This is a genomic window from Amycolatopsis sp. TRM77291, from assembly GCF_054166285.1.
Genome location: NZ_JBSZHF010000001.1, coordinates 8,534,742 through 8,552,365, shown reverse-complemented (window position 1 = coordinate 8,552,365; position 17,624 = coordinate 8,534,742). Strand labels below are relative to the sequence as shown.

Annotated in this window: 15 protein-coding genes; 7 read left to right on the top strand and 8 right to left on the bottom strand. The window is 68.9% G+C overall.

What is annotated here, in order from left to right:
* The first annotated feature begins 42 nt into the window (after positions 1–42).
* From ACXIZN_RS40185 to ACXIZN_RS40165, 5 genes are all read left to right on the top strand, one after another.
* Positions 43–945 (top strand): hypothetical protein, encoded by a 903-nt coding sequence (locus tag ACXIZN_RS40185; RefSeq protein ID WP_457959980.1) that lies wholly within the window; start codon positions 43–45, stop codon positions 943–945.
* The gene (locus tag ACXIZN_RS40180; protein WP_457959978.1) at positions 946–1,785 is read left to right on the top strand and encodes a hypothetical protein; all 840 of its coding nucleotides are present in this window, start codon (positions 946–948) and stop codon (positions 1,783–1,785) included. It abuts the gene before it with no gap.
* A gap of 182 nt (positions 1,786–1,967) precedes the next feature.
* Positions 1,968–2,639: a hypothetical protein gene (locus ACXIZN_RS40175; RefSeq protein ID WP_457959977.1), complete on the top strand. Its 672-nt coding sequence runs from the start codon at positions 1,968–1,970 to the stop codon at positions 2,637–2,639.
* 71 nt (positions 2,640–2,710) lie between these two features.
* A complete protein-coding gene (locus ACXIZN_RS40170; protein WP_457959976.1) occupies positions 2,711–3,505 on the top strand; it encodes a hypothetical protein in 795 nt (264 codons plus the stop codon).
* 58 nt (positions 3,506–3,563) lie between these two features.
* On the top strand, positions 3,564–4,448 hold the full coding sequence (locus tag ACXIZN_RS40165; RefSeq protein ID WP_457959974.1) for an NAD-dependent epimerase/dehydratase family protein: 885 nt from the start codon (positions 3,564–3,566) through the stop codon (positions 4,446–4,448).
* A 71-nt stretch (positions 4,449–4,519) separates the two neighbouring features.
* Here the strand turns inward: ACXIZN_RS40165 and ACXIZN_RS40160 are convergent, their stop codons facing one another.
* Positions 4,520–5,011 (bottom strand): DUF6912 family protein, encoded by a 492-nt coding sequence (locus tag ACXIZN_RS40160; protein WP_457959972.1) that lies wholly within the window; start codon positions 5,009–5,011, stop codon positions 4,520–4,522.
* Positions 5,008–6,414 carry a WS/DGAT/MGAT family O-acyltransferase gene (locus ACXIZN_RS40155; RefSeq protein WP_457959970.1) on the bottom strand — a complete coding sequence of 469 codons (1,407 nt, stop codon included), beginning with the start codon at positions 6,412–6,414 and terminating at the stop codon, positions 5,008–5,010. Before ACXIZN_RS40155 ends, ACXIZN_RS40160 begins: the two co-directional genes overlap by 4 nt.
* Before the next feature lie 34 nt (positions 6,415–6,448).
* On the opposite strand from ACXIZN_RS40155, the gene ACXIZN_RS40150 reads away from it, so the two are divergent.
* Positions 6,449–7,228 carry a TrmH family RNA methyltransferase gene (locus ACXIZN_RS40150; protein WP_457959969.1) on the top strand — a complete coding sequence of 260 codons (780 nt, stop codon included), beginning with the start codon at positions 6,449–6,451 and terminating at the stop codon, positions 7,226–7,228.
* Here ACXIZN_RS40150 and ACXIZN_RS40145 read toward each other — a convergent pair.
* Positions 7,203–7,607, bottom strand: a complete 405-nt coding sequence (locus tag ACXIZN_RS40145; RefSeq protein WP_126735752.1) for an HAD-IA family hydrolase — start codon at positions 7,605–7,607, stop codon at positions 7,203–7,205. The genes ACXIZN_RS40150 and ACXIZN_RS40145 overlap by 26 nt on opposite strands.
* Positions 7,608–7,718: 111 nt before the next feature.
* On the opposite strand from ACXIZN_RS40145, the gene ACXIZN_RS40140 reads away from it, so the two are divergent.
* Positions 7,719–8,222: an Rv3235 family protein gene (locus tag ACXIZN_RS40140; protein ID WP_457959968.1), complete on the top strand. Its 504-nt coding sequence runs from the start codon at positions 7,719–7,721 to the stop codon at positions 8,220–8,222.
* Positions 8,223–8,602: 380 nt separating this feature from the next.
* Here the strand turns inward: ACXIZN_RS40140 and secA are convergent, their stop codons facing one another.
* The 5 genes from secA to mtrB all read right to left on the bottom strand — a co-directional run bounded on the left by secA (position 8,603) and on the right by mtrB (position 17,582).
* A complete protein-coding gene (gene secA, locus ACXIZN_RS40135) occupies positions 8,603–11,434 on the bottom strand; it encodes a preprotein translocase subunit SecA (RefSeq protein ID WP_457959967.1) in 2,832 nt (943 codons plus the stop codon).
* A gap of 234 nt (positions 11,435–11,668) precedes the next feature.
* Complete coding sequence (gene hpf, locus ACXIZN_RS40130) at positions 11,669–12,355, bottom strand: ribosome hibernation-promoting factor, HPF/YfiA family (RefSeq protein WP_126735755.1); 687 nt, start codon at positions 12,353–12,355, stop codon at positions 11,669–11,671.
* A 552-nt stretch (positions 12,356–12,907) separates the two neighbouring features.
* Positions 12,908–13,546, bottom strand: coding sequence for a ComF family protein (locus ACXIZN_RS40125; RefSeq protein ID WP_457959966.1), 639 nt, complete (start codon positions 13,544–13,546; stop codon positions 12,908–12,910).
* A 632-nt stretch (positions 13,547–14,178) separates the two neighbouring features.
* Positions 14,179–15,906, bottom strand: a complete 1,728-nt coding sequence (locus ACXIZN_RS40120) for an LpqB family beta-propeller domain-containing protein (protein ID WP_457959965.1) — start codon at positions 15,904–15,906, stop codon at positions 14,179–14,181.
* Positions 15,903–17,582, bottom strand: a complete 1,680-nt coding sequence (mtrB, locus tag ACXIZN_RS40115) for an MtrAB system histidine kinase MtrB (RefSeq protein WP_457960725.1) — start codon at positions 17,580–17,582, stop codon at positions 15,903–15,905. Before mtrB ends, ACXIZN_RS40120 begins: the two co-directional genes overlap by 4 nt.
* Positions 17,583–17,624 lie beyond the last annotated feature (42 nt).

Below are 17,624 nucleotides of genomic sequence, written 5' to 3'. Positions count from 1 at the left end.
GATAACCCGTTCGGATTAGATCAACTTTTCTGAGGGGTCCTCTTGAAGCGCGTAACCATGCTCGCCGCCATCACGACGGCCGCCGTCCTGGCGCTGTCCGCCTGCGGTGGCGAGAAGCAGCCCGGCGCGGCTGCCCCCGCTCCTGCTCCTTCCGAGCAGAAGAGCCTGCTTTCGGCGCCGCTCGGCGACCCGGTCCAGCTCGCGGCCCTGACCCGCGAGAGCACCAAGAAGGCCAAGTCGTCCAAGGTGACGATGGAGAGCGTCGCCGGAGCCGAGAAGGAAACGATCTCCGGCCAGGGCGTATACGACGGTGACAACAGCAAGTTCTCGTTGACTTTGGACAGCGAAGGCAAGAAGGTCGACGTCCTCTGGGTCGACAACGCCTTCTTCTTCAAGCTCGGCGCCGACGACAAAGCCGAACTGAAGACCGACAAGGCGTACGTGAAGATCTCGGCCGATGGCCAGGACCCGATCTCGCAGCTGCTCGGCAAGCTGATGTCGAAGGCCGTCAAGGAGAGCGACCCGTCGCGCACCCTCGAGCAGGTCTCGAAGGCGGGCAAGATCACGAAGTCGGACCAGGTCGAGCTGAACGGTGAGCTCACCAACCACTACGTCATCGAGATCGAGGCCGAGAAGGTCATCGCCCTCATCGTGGGCGAGGTGGGCATCCCGTTCCCGGCGGACGTCCAGCAGAAGATCGACGCGAAGCTCAAGGGCAAGAACGTCACCATCCCCACCGAGCTGTGGCTCAACGCCGACCAGCTGCCGGTGCAGGTCGTCTCCGACGCGAGCGCGTTCGCGAAGGCCATGGGTGCCCCCGGTGACAGCGTCGCCAAGACCACGGTCAAGTACACCGACTGGGGCAGCCCGATCAGCATCACCGCCCCGCCCGCCGACCAGGTCGGCGACCTGACGGAGATCATGAAGAAGGCCGGCGGCCGGTAGGTGCGTCGCACTTTCAAGGTGGCGGCGGTCGTCGCGGCCCTGACCCTCGTGGTCACGGGCTGCGGCACCCGGCCGGGCGTACCCGCCGAGAACACCGAGGGCGGCGGCGAACTCGCGCTCGCCACTCCGTTCACCGACGTGCTCGGCCTCGTCGAGGCCGCGAAGCAGGGGACTCGGAAAGCGAAGTCCTCCAAGACGACCATCGACGGCATGATGGGGACTTCCAAGGTCACGGGAACCGTGCTGGGCCTCTACGACGGCCCCGCCTCGAAAATCGAGGCGAACATGGCCTTCGACGGCCGAACGGCCGGGTTGCGCCTGGTCGACCAGACCTTGTTCGTCAAGCTGCCCGCCGAGGAGAAGGCCCGGCTCGAAACGGACAAGACCTGGGGAAAGCTCCCGCTGAACAGTGAGGATCCCGAGGCGAAGGCCGCGGGGAAGGCCGTGCTGAGATCCCTCGAGATGGGTGACCCGGCGAAACAGCTGGAGCTGGTCGAAAAAACCGGCCGCGTCATCAGGTCGGAACAGAGCCGGCTGGACGGCGTCCCGGTGAACCACTACTTCGTCGAATTCGACGCCAAGAAGCAGATCGACTTGTTCCTCGGCGAAGACCTCTCCGCCGATCAGCGGGCGGAGGTCAACAAGCGGTTCGAAGGCAAGGATCTGCGGATCCCCGCCGAGCTGTGGTTCAACGCCGAACAGCTGCCCCTGAAGATGACGATGGACATGACCTCGTTCATGAAGTCGGCGGGAGGTCCGCAGACCGGCGAGGCCAAGTCGACGTACACCTACAGCGACTGGGGCACGCCGGTGGAAGTCACTCCGCCGCCCGCCGCCTAGGTGGGCGACTACGCCGAAATGATGCAGCGGGCGGGCCGCTAGACCTTTGCGCGTGAAGGCCCCCTTCCCTCGGCTGAGCCGAGGGAAGGGGGCCTTCACGCGCTTCCGGACCATTCGGACGGTGGAAATTCACGCGATAGGCGCTACGGTAGTGGTACAGACCATTCACCCGAGGGAGTCCCATGCGTGCCACCGGATTCGCCGCCGTCTGTACCGCTCTCCTGCTGCTGGGCGGCTGTTCCGGGGAAGAAAAACCCGTGGTGAACGACGCGGCGCAACTGGCCTCGGCCGCCGCCGCGAGCACGCAGAAGGCCCGCTCGTCCAAGATCGCGCTCGAGACGACCGCCGACGACGGCCGCAAGGTCGTGGTCACCAGTTCCGGGCTCTACGAGGGGCCGAACAGCAAGTTCTCCATGGTCGCCGAGATCGCCGGGGAGAAACGGGACCTGATCTTCGCCGACGGCGTCCTCTACTACCACCTGTCGGACACTCAGGTCCAGGAACTCAAGACCGGCAAGGAATGGGTCAAGATCACCGCCGGCGGCAAGGACGCGCTCTCCGCGGCCAACGGCGCGCTGATGACGAACGTCGTCGAGACGATGGATCCGACCCGCACGATCGACCGGATCGCCAAAACGGGCAAGGTCACCAAGTCCGGGCAGGCCGACGTGAACGGCACGGCCGCCACGCATTACGTCCTCGATCTCGGCGGCGCCCCCGCCGAGGTGTGGCTGGACGCCGAGCAACGCCCGGTGCAGGTCAGCATCGGCAAGGCGACGGTGAAGTACGAAAGCTGGGCCTCCGACGTGGTGATCATCGCGCCGCCGCCCGAGGCGGTCGGCGACAGCCGCTGAGCCGTCCCCCGATCGGGGTGCGGGCCGCGGCTGTGTTTCGCTTGGGCGCCCGCCTTTGAAAGCAGGTCCTCATGCGGAGAACGGCCCTGTCCACCGTCGTGCTCGTATTCGGCGCGCTGCTCGGCGCGTGCGACGGCGGAGCCGTGGCGTTCGCCGATGCCCGCGCCCTCGCCGACGGGGCCATGTCCGCGATCGACGGCAAGGCCGCGAAGTTCGTCACCGAGGTCACCGCGGGCATGATGCGGTCGAAGAGCCAGGGACAGGCGAGGGTCGCGGGAACGAGCGCCGCGCTGGCCATGACCACGGACTTCCTCGGCGAGCCCCTCGAACTCCGGCTCGTCGACAAGATCGTCTTCGCCAAGGTCCCGGAGGCCGCCCGCGAGGACTTCCCCGGCGGGAAGCCCTGGGTGAAGGTCTCCCCCGACGGCGCGGACCCGTTTTCGCAGGTCGCCGGCGGCAGCATCGATCAGCTGGCGAAGCAGAACGACCCCGGCCGCGCGTTCGACCAGGTGCGGAAGGCGGGCACGCTCGTCGAATCCGGGCACACCGATCTCGACGGGGTGCCCGCCGAGCGCTACCGGCTGGACGTCGACATGGCCGCGCTGGGCGGTGACCTTCCCGCCGGGTTGTCGGCCGAGGCCCTCGGGGAATTGCAGGGGAAACTCGGGAAGATCCCGATGGAGATCTGGCTCGACGACGCCCACCGGCCGTTGCGGATCGTGCTCGACCTCGCGCCCGTCCTCGCCGCTTCGGGTGTCCCGGACAGCTCGATGGCCCGCATCGTCACCCGCTACAGCGAATGGGGCACGCAGGCCGACATCCAGGCGCCACCGCCGGAGGAGATCGGGGAGATCCCGGCGGGCTGACCTGTCACGTTCCCCGAGCGCGTCTCGTCCCTCGGGTAGCGAGACAGGAGGAACGGACATGCGCGTGATGGTGATCGGGGCGACCGGGGTGCTGGGGCGCCCGCTGGTGCGGCGTCTGCTGGCCGAAGGCCACGAGGTGAGCGGGCTGGCCCGCGGGGCGGACCGGGTCGCGGCGGTGCGCGCGACCGGCGCGAAACCGGTGCCGGGTTCGCTGTTCGACGTCGATTCCCTGGCGGGCGCGCTGAACGGGCACGACGCCGTGATCAACGTCGCCACCCGCATCCCGGACGCCCGCCGGGCGATGACGCTCTCCGGCTGGGCGGAGAACGACCGCGTGCGGATCACCGGCAGCCGGACCCTGGCGGACGCAGTGCGACGGGCAGTCGAGGTGGGAATCGTGGTGCAGGAAGGGATTTCGTTCGTCTACGCCGACTGCGGCGACCAGGAACTGGACGAGGACTCACCCCTCGAACTGCGCGGCAACATCGCGTCTTCGACGGTGGCGCACGCGAACATCGCGGAACTGGCGGACGAGGGCCGCACCGCGATCCGGCTGCGGATCGGGCTACTGGTCGCCGACGATCCGATGACCACGACGATGCTGGCGGCCGCGCGGCGCGGTTCGCCGCTGATCATCGGCCGCCGGACCGACTGGACCGCGGCGATCCATCCGGACGACGCGGCGGCGGGCGCGATCGCGGCGCTGCGGGCACCGAGCGGCGTCTACAACCTGGCCGCGGATCCGGTGCGGAAGCAGGAACTCGGCGAGGCGATGGCCGTCGCGGCCGGTGTCCGCCGTCCGCGCGCGCTGCCGAAATGGCTGGCGAGCCGGCTGGGCCTGATGTCGGTACTGGCGCGCTCGCAGCGCGTGGTCTCGACCAGGCTCACCGAGGCGACCGGCTGGCGCCCGGAGCGTCCGGTGCCCGGCCCGTCCTGGTTCTGAGGCGTTTCATCCTCTGAATGCGGTAGTTGCGCGTGCAAGGACCGCGTTCAGAGGACGAAACGCGGAGGCGGCTAGAGGAGTTCCAGCAGGAACGGGAGCTCTTGGGGCGCGTACCAGGCGAGTTCGTGGTCTTCGGCGTCGCCGAGGGTGAACTCCGCGTCCGGATCGCCGAGGTCGGCCTGGTCGATCACCGCGGCGGCGGCCTGGACGGACTCGGCCGCTTCGGCCGCGTCGACGTGGATCGCGGCGACGTCGGCGATCTTCACCGGCCCGGCCAGCCGGACGACGGCGGCGTCGAGATCCGGGCGCAGCGTGACCTCTTCGACGTCGGCCGAGATCACCACGCGCCGCGGCTCGGGCTTCTCCTCGGCCGCGATCAGCCGGAGCGACGCCCTCGCGGCGTCGAGCAGCGCGGCGTACTCGAGTTCTTCGTCGGATCCGCTGGCGTAGGACTCCCGCAGCGCCGGGGTCAGCGCGAACCCCGTGCCGCTCCGCGCCCGGAACTCGCCGGCGGTTTCGAGCTCCCGGAGCATCGCGATCGTCGCCGGTAGATAGACCCTCACCAGTGCGCACCCTTCAGCTCTTCCAACGATTCCTCGATCATCCCGGCGAGCAGGTCCACATCGGACACGGCCTTGCGATCGCCGTTCAGTCCGAAGTAGACACCCCCGTGATACGAGGTGACCCCGATCGCCAGCGCCTGATTGCGCACCAGCGGCATGACCGGGAACATCTCCACCATCTTCGCCTGTCCCGCGTAGAGCGGCACCTGCGGGCCCGGTGAGTTCGTGATCAGCACGTTGAAGATGCGGCCCGACATCGACCCGGCCGCCCGCGCGCCCAGCGAATGCAGCGTCGCCGGGGCGAACCCGCCGACCGTCAGCAGCCCGCGCGCGGCGACCGATCGGCCGGAGTCGAGGTGGTCCGCCATCGCGTGACCGATGTGCTGCAGCCGCAGGACCGCGTTCGGCTCCCCGACCGGGAGATCGACCAGATAGGCGTCGACCTGGTTCCCGACCAGTGCGGGCGTCGAGTATTCGGCCGTCTCGGCGTCGCGGACGGCCATCGGCACCAGTGCGCGCACGGTGGTCGTCGCGGTCAGGTTCGAGCCGCGGGAGAGCAGCCATTCCCGCAGGGCGCCGGTGATCGCGGCGAGCACGACGTCGTTGACCGTGCCGCCATGCGCGGCGCGGACCTCGCGGAAATCCTCGAGTCGCGTCCGGACCACGGCGAACATGCGACCGCCGGAGGTGCGGACGTTGAGCGGCCCGGACGGCGCCGGGCTCACCATGGTCTTCAACGCCGACGCGACGTCACCGACCGTTTCGGTGACCTTGCCCGCCATCGCGGTGGCGTCGTGGGCGATGGAGCGGACGTTCTCCACCAGCTCCGTCGGCCGCTGCACGGTCTCGGCGACCGCGTCGAGGACCAGCTGCGTACGGCTCGGTTCCCGGCGGGGATGCCAGGTGTCGTCGAACGGTTCCGGCTCCTGCGGGGTGGCGTCGAGGATCAGTTGCCCGATCTCGATGGTGCCTATCCCGTCCACGACGGACTGATGCGTCTTGGTCACCAGCGCGACCCGGTCGCCCGCGAGCCCCTCGACGAAGTACGCCTCCCAGAGCGGCCTTCCCGGGTCGAGCCGCCTCGACATCAGCCGCGCCACGAGATCGAACAGCTGGCCGTCGGAGCCCGGCTGCGGCAGCGCCGACCGGCGGACGTGGTAGTTCAGGTCGAAGTCGACGTCGTCGACCCACACCGGCCGGGCGAGGTGACCGGGCACCTCCAGCACCCGCTGCCGGTACCGCGGCAGGAAGGCGAGGCGCTGCCCGATCAGGTCCAGCAACCGCTCGTAGGTGAAACCCTCGCGCGGGCGCTCGAAGATCGCCACGCCGCCGACGTGCATCGGGGTCGAGTGGTCTTCCACGTACAGGAACGAGGCGTCCAGCGCGGAGAGGCGGTCGGGCATGGGCCGATCCTTACATAGTGGGACACTCGCCGGTGTGGGTGATGAGTCGGTGATCTCGCCGAAGGACCGGTTCCTGACGGTGTACGGGCGCAAACCGGTGCTCGAGGCCTTGGACGACGCGGCGCTCGAGGTGGACAAGGTGATCCTCGCCGACACCGTGCGCGGGCCGAATGCCGCCGAGATCCAGCGTGCCGCCAAGGCCGCCGGGGTGCCGGTACAGCGCGCGAGCGCGCATCGCGTCAAAGTGCTGGCCGGTAACGGCAAACAGGACCAAGGGGTGCTGGCCGACGTCGTCGCCCCGCGGATGCGCTCCCTGCACGCGGCCCTGTCCGACGGCAGGCCGCCGTCGCGGGTGCTGCTGCTCGACGGCATCACCACCCCGGCCAACGTCGGGATGATCCTGCGCACGGCGACCGCGGCCGGGCTGGACGGCGTCGTGGTGCCGCGGCGCGGGGTCGCCGCGCTCGACCCGATGGTGGTCAAGGCTTCGGCCGGGGTCGCTTTCCGCGCGCCGGTGCTGCGTTGCGGCAGCGCGCGCGAGGCGGCCGAAATGCTCACCGAAGCCGGCTACGGGGTCTTCGCGCTGGGCGCTTCCGCCCGGAGTTCGGTGTTCGACGTCGACCTGCCGCAGCGCGCGGCCTTCGTGCTGGGCGGGGAGACGAACGGCGTCGGCGCCGAGGTCGGCGAACTGGTGACGGAGTGGGTTTCGATCCCGATGCCCGGCGAGGTCGAGTCGCTGAACGTCTCGGCCGCCGCCGCGGTGCTGTCGTTCGAGCTGGTGCGCCGGGCTAAGGCTTCGGGAACAACGCGCTGAGCTCGGTCAGCGTCTCCTCGACCGACGTGTGGTGCACCCCCGCCATCCCGGCCGCCACCGCGGCGCGGACGTTGTGCGCGGCGTCGTCGACGAACACGCACCGGTCGGCGGGCAGGTCGAGCAGGCCCGCGGTCAGCAGGTAGACCTCGCGTTCGGGTTTGGCCACGCCGACCTCGCCGGAGAAGACGAGCGCGTCGAAGAACGGCCCGAGCGACCGTTTGGCCTCGTCCGACGCGCCGGGAGCGTTCGAGAGCAAGGCCGTTTTGATCCCGCGCGCCCTGGCCGCCCGCAGGTAGGCGTACAGCTCGTCCGCGCCGGCGTCCGTGAGCACCCCGACGTAGTCGACGACCAGCCCTTTCAGCACCGGCCCACCGTACACAAGCGATCACCGCCCGGTTCATCCTCTCGGGCGGTCCTTGTCGCGGCTTCGGCCGCCGCCCGCCCCTTAGTTGCTGGGCGCGGCCGAGGGGCCGCGGAGGGGGACAACCTGATGAAGTCGTACGTACTGAGACGGCTCGAACCGTTCGAACCGCCGTACCGGGTCGCCGGCAGGCCGGAGAACCTGGTGCACCGGGCGGCGGCGCCGGACAACCAGCTCGTGCTGGACCTGCCGCTTTCCGGCGAAACCGTCGTGGAGGAACCGCAGCCGCGGCCCGACACTCCCGACGGACAGCAGGTCGGCAGGCTCCTGACCACCATCCTCGAAGCCTGCGACGGGCGCCGTCCCGCGGTCCAGGTGCGGCCGATCCTCGACCCGGCGCTGCACAGCGCGCTGCTCGACAGCGGCCGGCGCCGTCCCTCGGGCGGCTACCGGCCGAAGTCGGTCCACCTGGGGCATCCGGCGGACGGTGTCGTCGAAGCCTGCGCGACCGTCGAACAGAACGGACGCTCCCTCGCGCTGGCCGCCCGCTTCGAGCGGACACCGTCGGGCTGGGTGTGCACCCGCTTCCACCTGCTGAAGCCGCCGCGACGGGTCTCCGCGCTCGCGGCCTGATACGCGTGAGGGCCCCTGCGTGGGCGGGCGGCAGACGGCCGGGCGGCTCGCAGGTGTTGCGAAAGCCACTTTCGCAACGTTGAAGGTTGTGAAAGTGGCTTTCGNGGCCTTCACGCGCTTCAGGCCGCGTCGTGCGCTTCACGGGCGTCAGTCGGGCCCGATCGGCGGCGCGGGGTGTTGCGAAAGCCACTTTCACAACCTTCAACGTTGCGAAAGCCACTTTCGCAACGTTGAAGGTTGTGAAAGTGGCTTTCGCAACACCCCGCGCCGCCGATCGGGCCCGACTGACGCCCGTGAAGCGCACGACGCGGCCTGAAGCGCGTGAAGGCCCCTTCCTTCGGCTGAGCTGAGGGAAGGGGCCTTCACGCGCTTTGGGGCCTTTAGCGGCGCGGGCCCTTCTTGCCCTTCTTCTGGGAGGCGCGCTGCGCGGCACGACGCTCCCGGCGGGTCCCGCCCTGGTCACCACCGGCGCTGCCGGCACTGTCCGAATGCGACTCGACGCCGCCGTCCTCGGACGGGCCCGACATGGTCAGCCCGGACTGCGAACCACCACCGAGTCCCTTGCCCCGCAAGGCGGACGGCACGGACTGGGTGTCGGTCGCCGGGCCCTGCGGAGGCGTCGGGCGGGCGTGCCTGCCGTCGCCGCCGGCGGCCTGGCCGTTCCCGGCGCCGACACCGGCGGGCAGCGCGGACGCCGACTCCGGCGACGGCGTGGTGGGCTCGGCCTGCTCGACCTGGAGGTTGAACAGGAAGCCGACGGCCTCCTCCTTCAGCGACTCCAGCATCGCGCGGAACATGTCGTAGCCCTCGCGCTGGTACTCGATGACCGGGTCACGCTGCGCCAGGGCCCGCATGCCGATGCCCTCCTTGAGATAGTCCATCTCGTAGAGGTGCTCACGCCACTTGCGGTCGAGCACGGTGAGCATCACCTGGCGCTCCAGGCTCCGCATCGCGCCTTCGCCGACCTTCGCGTCGATCTCGGCCTCGCGCTCGTCGTACGCGCGGTGAGCGTCTTCGAGCAGCGCCTCACGCAGCTTGTCGGCGTCGAGGTCGTCGTCCTCGGTGAGCTCTTCCCAGGTGACCTTGACCGGGTACAGCTGCTTCAGCGCCGTCCACAGCTTCTCGTGGTCCCAGTCCTCGGCGTAGCCCGTGGCGGTCTCTTCGGTGACGTACGCGTTGATGACGTCGACCAGCATGTGCTCGATCTGCTCGCGCAGATCCTCGCCCTCGAGGACGCGCAGGCGCTCGGCGTAGATCACCTTGCGCTGCTCGTTCATGACCTCGTCGTACTTGAGGACGTTCTTGCGGATCTCCATGTTCTGCTGCTCGACCTGCGTCTGAGCGCTCTTGATCGCCTTGGAGACCATCTTGTGCTCGATCGGCACGTCGTCCGGCAGCCGCATGGTGGTCATGACCCGCTCGACCATCGTGGCGTTGAAGCGGCGCATGAGCTCGTCACCGAGCGACAGGTAGAACCGGGACTCGCCCGGGTCGCCCTGACGGCCGGAACGACCGCGGAGCTGGTTGTCGATGCGGCGCGACTCGTGCCGCTCCGTGCCGAGCACGTACAGCCCGCCCGCCGCGCGGACCTCCTCGGCCTCGGCCTTGGTCTCCGCCTGGATCTCCTCGAGCACCTTCGGCCAGGCGGCCTCGTACTCCTCGGAGTGCTCCACCGGGTCGAGACCGCGCTCGCGCAGCACCTCGTCGGCGATGAGGTCCGGGTTGCCGCCGAGCACGATGTCGGTACCGCGGCCGGCCATGTTGGTGGCGACCGTGACCGCGCCCTTGCGCCCGGCGCGGGCGACGATCAGGGCCTCCCGGTCGTGGTGCTTGGCGTTGAGGACCTCGTGCGGGACACCCAGCTTGAGCAGCAGCTTCGACAGGTGCTCGGACTTCTCGACACTCGTGGTGCCGACCAGCACCGGCTGGCCCTTCTCGTGCCGCTCGGCGATGTCCTCGGCGACGGCCTCGAACTTGGCCTGCTCGGTCTTGTAGATCAGGTCGGCCTGGTCGGCGCGGACCATCGGCTTGTTGGTCGGGATCGGCACCACACCCAGCTTGTAGGTCTGGTGGAACTCGGCCGCCTCGGTCTCGGCGGTACCGGTCATGCCCGACAGCTTGTCGTAGAGCCGGAAGTAGTTCTGCAGCGTGATCGTGGCGAGAGTCTGGTTCTCGGCCTTGATCTCGACGCCTTCCTTGGCCTCGATCGCCTGGTGCATGCCCTCGTTGTAGCGGCGGCCGTGCAGGATGCGGCCGGTGAACTCGTCGACGATGAGGACTTCGCCGTCACGGACGATGTAGTCCTTGTCGCGCTTGTAGAGCTCCTTGACCTTCAGCGCGTTGTTCAGGTAGCCGACGAGCGGCGTGTTCGCGGCCTCGTAGAGGTTGTCGATGCCGAGCTGGTCCTCGACGAACGCGACACCCTTCTCGGTGACACCGACGGTGCGCTTGCGGATGTCCACCTCGTAGTGGATGTCCGGCTTCATCAGCGGCGTCATCCGCGCGAACTCGATGTACCAGCGCGAGGACTGGTCGGCCGGGCCGGAGATGATCAGCGGCGTCCTGGCCTCGTCGATGAGGATGGAGTCCACCTCGTCGACGATCGCGAAGTTGTGGCCGCGCTGCACGCAGTCTTCGAGGCTCCACGCCATGTTGTCGCGGAGGTAGTCGAAGCCGAACTCGTTGTTCGTGCCGTGCGTGATGTCGGCGGCGTACTGCTGGCGGCGGACCTCGGGCGTCTGGTCGGCCAGGATGACCCCGACCTCGAGGCCGAGGAAGCGGTGGATGCGGCCCATCCACTCGGCGTCACGTTTGGCGAGGTAGTCGTTCACCGTGATGACGTGCACACCCTTGCCGGAAACGGCGTTCAGGTACGCGGGGAGGACCTGGGTCAGGGTCTTGCCCTCACCGGTCTTCATCTCGGAGACCTGGCCGAGGTGCAGCGCGGCGCCGCCCATGAGCTGGACGTCGTAGGGCCGCTGGCCGAGCACGCGCCAGGCCGCCTCCCTCGCCACCGCGAAGGCCTCCGGCAGGAGGTCGTCGAGGGACTCGCCGTCCGCGTGCCGTTTACGGAACTCGTCGGTCTTGGCCCGCAGCGCGGAGTCCGAAAGTTCCTTGACGTCGTCTTCGAGGGTGTTGATGTGATCGGCGATGTGTCGCAGCCGCTTCACCATTTTGCCCTCGCCCGCGCGGAGCAGGCGGTTCAGCACCATCCGGTCGACCTCACTAGCTGATTGTGATCGCACCCGAGCCGGTCCCGGGCAATCTCGTACGCGGTGGTGCCTGGTAACGCACCACCGTCCGCCCCCATCGTAGGGAACACCTCGGTGTTCGCGCACGCACCGTCGGTCGGTACCTGACGGGACGAGGCCGCGTCCCGCCTGTTCCGGACATGACGGCGGCCCGCACGGGACGCGTGCGGGCCGCCGTCTGGGCGCAGGGGCCGGCTAGCTCAGCCGGATGACGCCGTAGTCGAAGCCTCGCCTCCGGTAGACGACGCTCGGGCATCCGGCGTCGGAGTCGTTGAACAGGTAGAAGTCGTGACCGACCAGTTCCATCTCGTAGAGAGCCTGGTCGACCGTCATGGGCTCCGCGTCGTGTTTCTTCTCGCGGACGACGCGACCGGGCTGGTGTTCGGTCACCCCGTCATCCCAGCGCTGCTGGGGCATCTCGAAGTCACCGCTCTCGACAGCGAAACCGTTGGCCATGGGTTCGGCCTCAGGCGCTTCGAGCACAGCGGTACCCGCCAGATGTCGGGTGTCGGTGGTCATACCACCGGCGGCCGCCATCGAAGTCGCCTCGGCGACGGATTCCGGGCGGCTGCGGCCGTAGTGCACGCGCCGGCGGTCGTGTGTCTTCCGCAACCTGTTTTCGAGCTTGTTCAGTGCGGAATCCAGCGCTGCGTAGAAGTCGCCGGCACACGCTTCGGCGCGTACGGCGGGGCCTCGGCCCTTACCGGTGATTTCGACGCGCTGGCAGTTCTTCGACTGCCGGCGATTGGGCTCGTGGAAGAGCTCCACGTCGTAACGGATGACCTTCTTGTCGTAGCGCTCTAGCCGGGCCAGCTTTTCGCTGACGAGTGCCCGATAGTGGTCGGGCACCTCCACGTTGCGGCCCTTAACGACGATGTCCATACACGACCTCCCTCGCTGAAATGACTGCGAGCTGTAGATGTGTTCACTAGGGCGCCGGTAATGCGGGGACGAAGCCCGGATCGCGGGCGATGAGGGAACTCGGCATACGGCCACGACGTCTCGTGTCGGATGTCCGAGCGCGGACTCAGCGCGGCTCCGGCGCCAGGGACATGGGCTGGTCACCTCCCTGCCTGCCGGGATTGCTGATAGCGCTGCACGTTAGCTGCATCACGCCGCGAGCAACAGCCCCCGAGCCGGGGGATATCAGGACGTGAGACCTCGTCACCGCACGCGACGAAGACCGTGCGGCCAGCGGGACAATCCGGCCTGCCGGGCGTCGCCCCCGTGATTTCTTTTCACGCGGACGGCGCAAGCCTTCGGACAGGAAAATGCGGAGGGTGCCTAGGGCGCCGAGCCCGGGGGAATCCGCCGCCACCCCGGTGGAGTGGCGGGCCGTCGGAGTGTTCCCCAGAAGATCCCTCATATCCCGTCAACGCCCTTGTACCCATTCCCGTTCCCGATCATTCATCACTCTTGTAGGTGACAGCCCGATCACCCGGCGGCGGCCAGCGCCACCACCGCCGAAACATGAATTCCGCTTATGTCCAAAAAACGCGTACAAGCGGCGGCGGTCGCTCCGGTTGTGATGACGTCGTCAAGGAGAACGACCTTCTCCCGGCAAGCTCCCGGAGCGAGGCGGATCCGGCCGTCGAGGTTCGCCGACCGCTGGGCCCGGGTGAGCCCCACGGCGTCGCGAACTCCGGACCTCAGCCTGAGAACCGGCGCCACTGTCGCGGCTTTTCCCTTGCCCGCCAGCACTTTCACGCATTCTTCGGCGATGCGCTGGACGTGTGGCCCGCCGCGCACACGCGAGGCGTGCCGCCGTGAGGGCACCGGGACGAGACAAGGTTCCGGTTCTGGATCGGGCAGATGAGCGAGGGCTTCGGCGACCGCCCGCCCGAAGGAAGGGGCGAGGTCGCGGCGGCCGCGTTCCTTGTAGGCGAGGATCAGGCGACGGGCCTCGTCGGCGTAGGGAGCCAGGGCGTACACGGGCACGAGACCGGCAGTCGGGCCGCGGATGATCTCGCTGAGCGAACCCCAAGCGGTCTGACAGGTGGCGCAGCAAGGCGCGCCCGGCACTCCGCAGGACGCGCAGCGGGCGGGGATGAGGAGATCGAGGAGTCGGGACATGGGGCGAGTGTCGGCCGGGGCTCCGACAGTTCCTGGTCGCGTCGTGTCGTGAAAGGTCCGGTTTGGACCCTTCTCGTCCTAAGGGGGCCGGTCATGACCGGTCCGTCGTTGAAAAAGCCAATCGAGGAGAAGGGCGCTTCGCGGCTTCGTGTCGCTTTCGCGCGCGGATCCCGGTCCGTGAAGGCCTCCTTGCCTACCCTCAAGGTAGTGAAGGAGGCCTTCACGGACATCCAGTGGCCGAACCGCTTGCTAGCGCCGCTAGGAAAGCTAGCGGCACTAAAGGTCCCTTGCTCCCGCCGAGGAGCGTTGCGCGTCGCGAGAGCCACTTTCGGGACATCAGAGGTCGCGAAAGTGGCTTTCGCGACCTCTGATGTCCCGAANGCCTTCACGGACATCCAGTGGCCGAACCGCTTGCTAGCGCCGCTAGGAAAGCTAGCGGCACTAAAGGTCCCTTGCTCCCGCCGAGGAGCGTTGCGCGTCGCGAGAGCCACTTTCGGGACATCAGAGGTCGCGAAAGTGGCTTTCGCGACGCGCGGGCCCCTGGAATACCGCGAAGAGACGTTCCTCCCCTGCCAAGTACATGAAGGACCCCTTCCTTGTGTGAGGCGCAAGGAAGGGGTCCTTCATGTACTTCAGCCCGGGTAGAACGGATCCGCGTCGGTGACGGTGTGCGCCTGCGGCCGCCAGACTTCGCCCAGCTCGGAGGCGACCCACAGCCCGCCCGCGTCCGCGACCAGGTTCTGCCTGCTCGGCGCCGCGGTGACGCCGTGCACGGGCGGGGTCAGGTTCGAGCCGCTGAAGGGGTCCATCCGCTGCCCGTCCAGCGGCACCTTGACCACCGGCAGCGAGGTCGACGACGTCGCGGCGATCAGGTGATCCTGGGTCGCCCAGTCGACGTCGACCACGTCCTTGAGGTCGCGTTCCTGCAGTTTCCGCGGCGCCCTCAGGGCCACCGAGTCCGCCGTCCGCACGATCGAGGCGACCACCAGCTGCCCGTTGACCACCGCGGCCAGCCGCGACCCGTCACGCGAGAGGCGCATTTCGGTGATCTGGCCGAGGCTGGTGAGCATGGTCGCGTCGACGCCGGCCTTCACCCAGCGGCCGTCCGCGGCCAGGGTGACCCTGGCGACGGTGTTGTGGTCGACGACCGTCCAGACCTCGCCGGAGACCCCGCCGCCCCGGGCGACCGGCCGCCAGGTTGGGCGGCTCAGGCTGCCGCCGAACAGATCCACCGAAGCGAGGTCGTGCCCGAGATCGCCGGCCCGGAGCCACTGCCTGCCGTCGCGTTCTTCGACCACCGCCAGGCGTTTCCCGTCGACGGACTGCGCGGCGCTGACGACCTTGTAGCCGCCGTTGCCCGCGGGCCCGCCGACCGGCTGCCCGTTCTCGAGCGACCGGACCCGGCCGTTCACGGTCATCAGTCCCTGCAGCTCCGAGTTGGGCGCGATGTCCACGTTGTAGTTGGGCAGTTCGCTGGCGCGCCAGTATTCGTGGTCCGGCACCAGCGCGGTGCCGTCGGCCAGCAGCCGGATCCGGCTCAGCGTCACCGTCTGCAGCGAGAGGACGATCTGCGCGGCGATCAGGTTCCGGTCCGCGAGGCTGGCCCCGCCGACCCCGGTCAGGTTGATGTCCAGTGTCCCGTCGTCCGTGCTGCGGACGTTGCTTTCGGTGGTGACCTGGTCGCCGAGCAGGTCCTTGACGGCGCCCTTCAGCCCTTCCGACGGTCCCTGCAGCACCAGGTCCATCACCCGGCCGGGCAATCCGGCCTGCGGTTTCGCCGCGACGTAGCGGAGGTCGGGGACGAAGGCCCCGGAGTCGGGCGAGTAGAAGCTGATCGGCACCCGGAAGTAGTTGAGCGCGAAATCCTCGTCGGTGACGGCGAGTTCCTGCGGCGGGTCGACGATGCGCCACTGGCCGTTCGGTTGCTTCCGCAGCTTGAACTGCTGCGAGTACTCGGCCTTCACCGGGATGAACGCGCTGTCGGGGCTCAGGTTGCCGAGTTTGAACCCGCGGACGTTCACCACCTGCTCGTCCGGGTTCGGAGAAGACGACGAAGTGTCGTAAACGGTGCCGAAGGTGTCGTCGATGATCGTCAGCCCCTGCGAGGGCTTCCAGTTGCGCCGGGCCTCCTCGTCGAGATACACCCGCGCGTTGGCGTTCGCCGTGCCCGGTGTCGCGGAGTTGCGGATGAACTGGCGGGTGACGGTCAGCGGGTCGAGCCCGGCCGCCGGCTCGGCGACGTCCGCGGGCACCTGCCCCGGTTTGTCCCCGGAGACGACGGCGGGCTGGGATTCGAGCGGGATGTTCGCGCAGCCCGCGAGCAGCAGCAACACCGCGAGCAGGGGCAGGAGCCGTTTCACCGGCCGACCTCCTCTGGCTCGGCGAGGATCGCGTCGGGTGCGGGGCGGACCTCGAGCAGTCCGGACGAGCCGTGTGGTTCGGCGGACGTGTGATCGGGCGGTGGCAGGGCCAGCGGGCTCTCCCCCATCGGCGTGTCCTGCCGCCGCGGCAGCACGAGCCGGAAACAGGCGCCGTGGCCGGTCTCGCCCCACGCGTCGAGGACGCCGCCGTGCAACCGGGCGTCCTCCTGGCTGATCGCGAGGCCGAGCCCGGTGCCGCCGGTCCGGCGGTTACGGGACGGGTCGGCGCGCCAGAACCGGTTGAACACCAGTTCCGCTTCGCCCGGCCGCAGTCCGACACCGTGGTCCCGCACGGTGATGGCGACCGCGGTCTCGTTGACCGCGAGGGTCAGCACCACCGGATTCCCCTCACTGTGGTCCACCGCGTTGGCCAGCAGGTTGCGCAGGATCCGCTCGACGCGGCGCGCGTCGACCTCGGCGTGCGCCTCCTCCTCCGGCAGGACCAGCTCGACCGAGCTGCCCGCGTTGCCCGCGATCACCCGCACCTGCTCGACTGCCCTGGTCGCGATGGGGCGGACATCGATCAGCTCTGCGGAGAGTTCCTCGACGCCCGCGTCGAGCCTGCTGATCTCCAGCAGGTCGCCGAGCAGGGCCTCGAACCGGTCGAGCTCGTCGACCAGCAGTTCGGTGGAGCGCGCGAGCCCGGCCGGGAACTGCTCGCGCGACGCGTGCAGCACGTCGGCGGCCATCCGGACGGTGGTCAGCGGGGTGCGCAGCTCGTGTGAGACGTCGGAGGTGAAGCGGCGTTGCAGGCCGCCGAACTCCTCCAGCTGGCGGATCTGCCGCTGGATGCTCGCGGCCATCTCGTTGTAGGACACGGCGAGTTTGGCCAGGTCGTCCTCGCCGAGCACGGCGAGACGCTGGTCGAGGTCGCCGCCCGCGAACTGCTCGGCCGCCGCGGCGGCCTGCCGGACCGGCCGGACGACCTGTCTGGTGACCAGGTTCGTGATCCCGGCCAGCAGGAGCAGCAGGACGAGACCGCCGACGAGCAGCGTGTTCTGCACGGTCGAGACGGTGTTCTGCTCACTGGTGAGCGGGTACAGCAGGTAGAGCTGGAGCGGGTTGATCATCGTGCTGACCGGCGCGCCGACGATCAGGTACGTCGTCTTGCCGCCGTCGGCTTCGGTGACCGTGTGGTTCAGGTGGCTGACCTGCTCGGTCTCCACGAACTGGCGCAGCCGCTCCGGCACCTTGTCGTAGGGGCCCGCGAACACCGGCTTGTTCGACTGGTCACGGCCGCCCGCGGCCAGCACCGGCTCGAAGGTGCCCGCGGCCGATCCGGCGCTGTCCTGCGAAGTCGTCGTGCTGGTGATCTTCTTCAGCGCGTTCTTCATCCGCGCGGTCAGCGCTTCGGGGCTTTCGGTGCCGACGCCGATCAGTTCACCGGCCGCGGTCTCGACGACCGCCCTCGTCTGCGCGATCGCCGCGTTCTGCTTGGTCTCCACCAGCCGTTCGGTGATCTGGTTCTGCAGCACCATGCCCAGCACGAACACCACGGCCGACGACAGCGCCAGCGTGGACACCGTGACCCGGAACTGCAGCGAATGCCGCCACAGCTCGTTGAACGAGACGACCTTGCGGCGCACGAAAACCACGATGCGCCGGAAGTGGCGCATCGTGGTCTGGGCAAGCCTTCGCAAGCGTCCGCTCATGGGGTG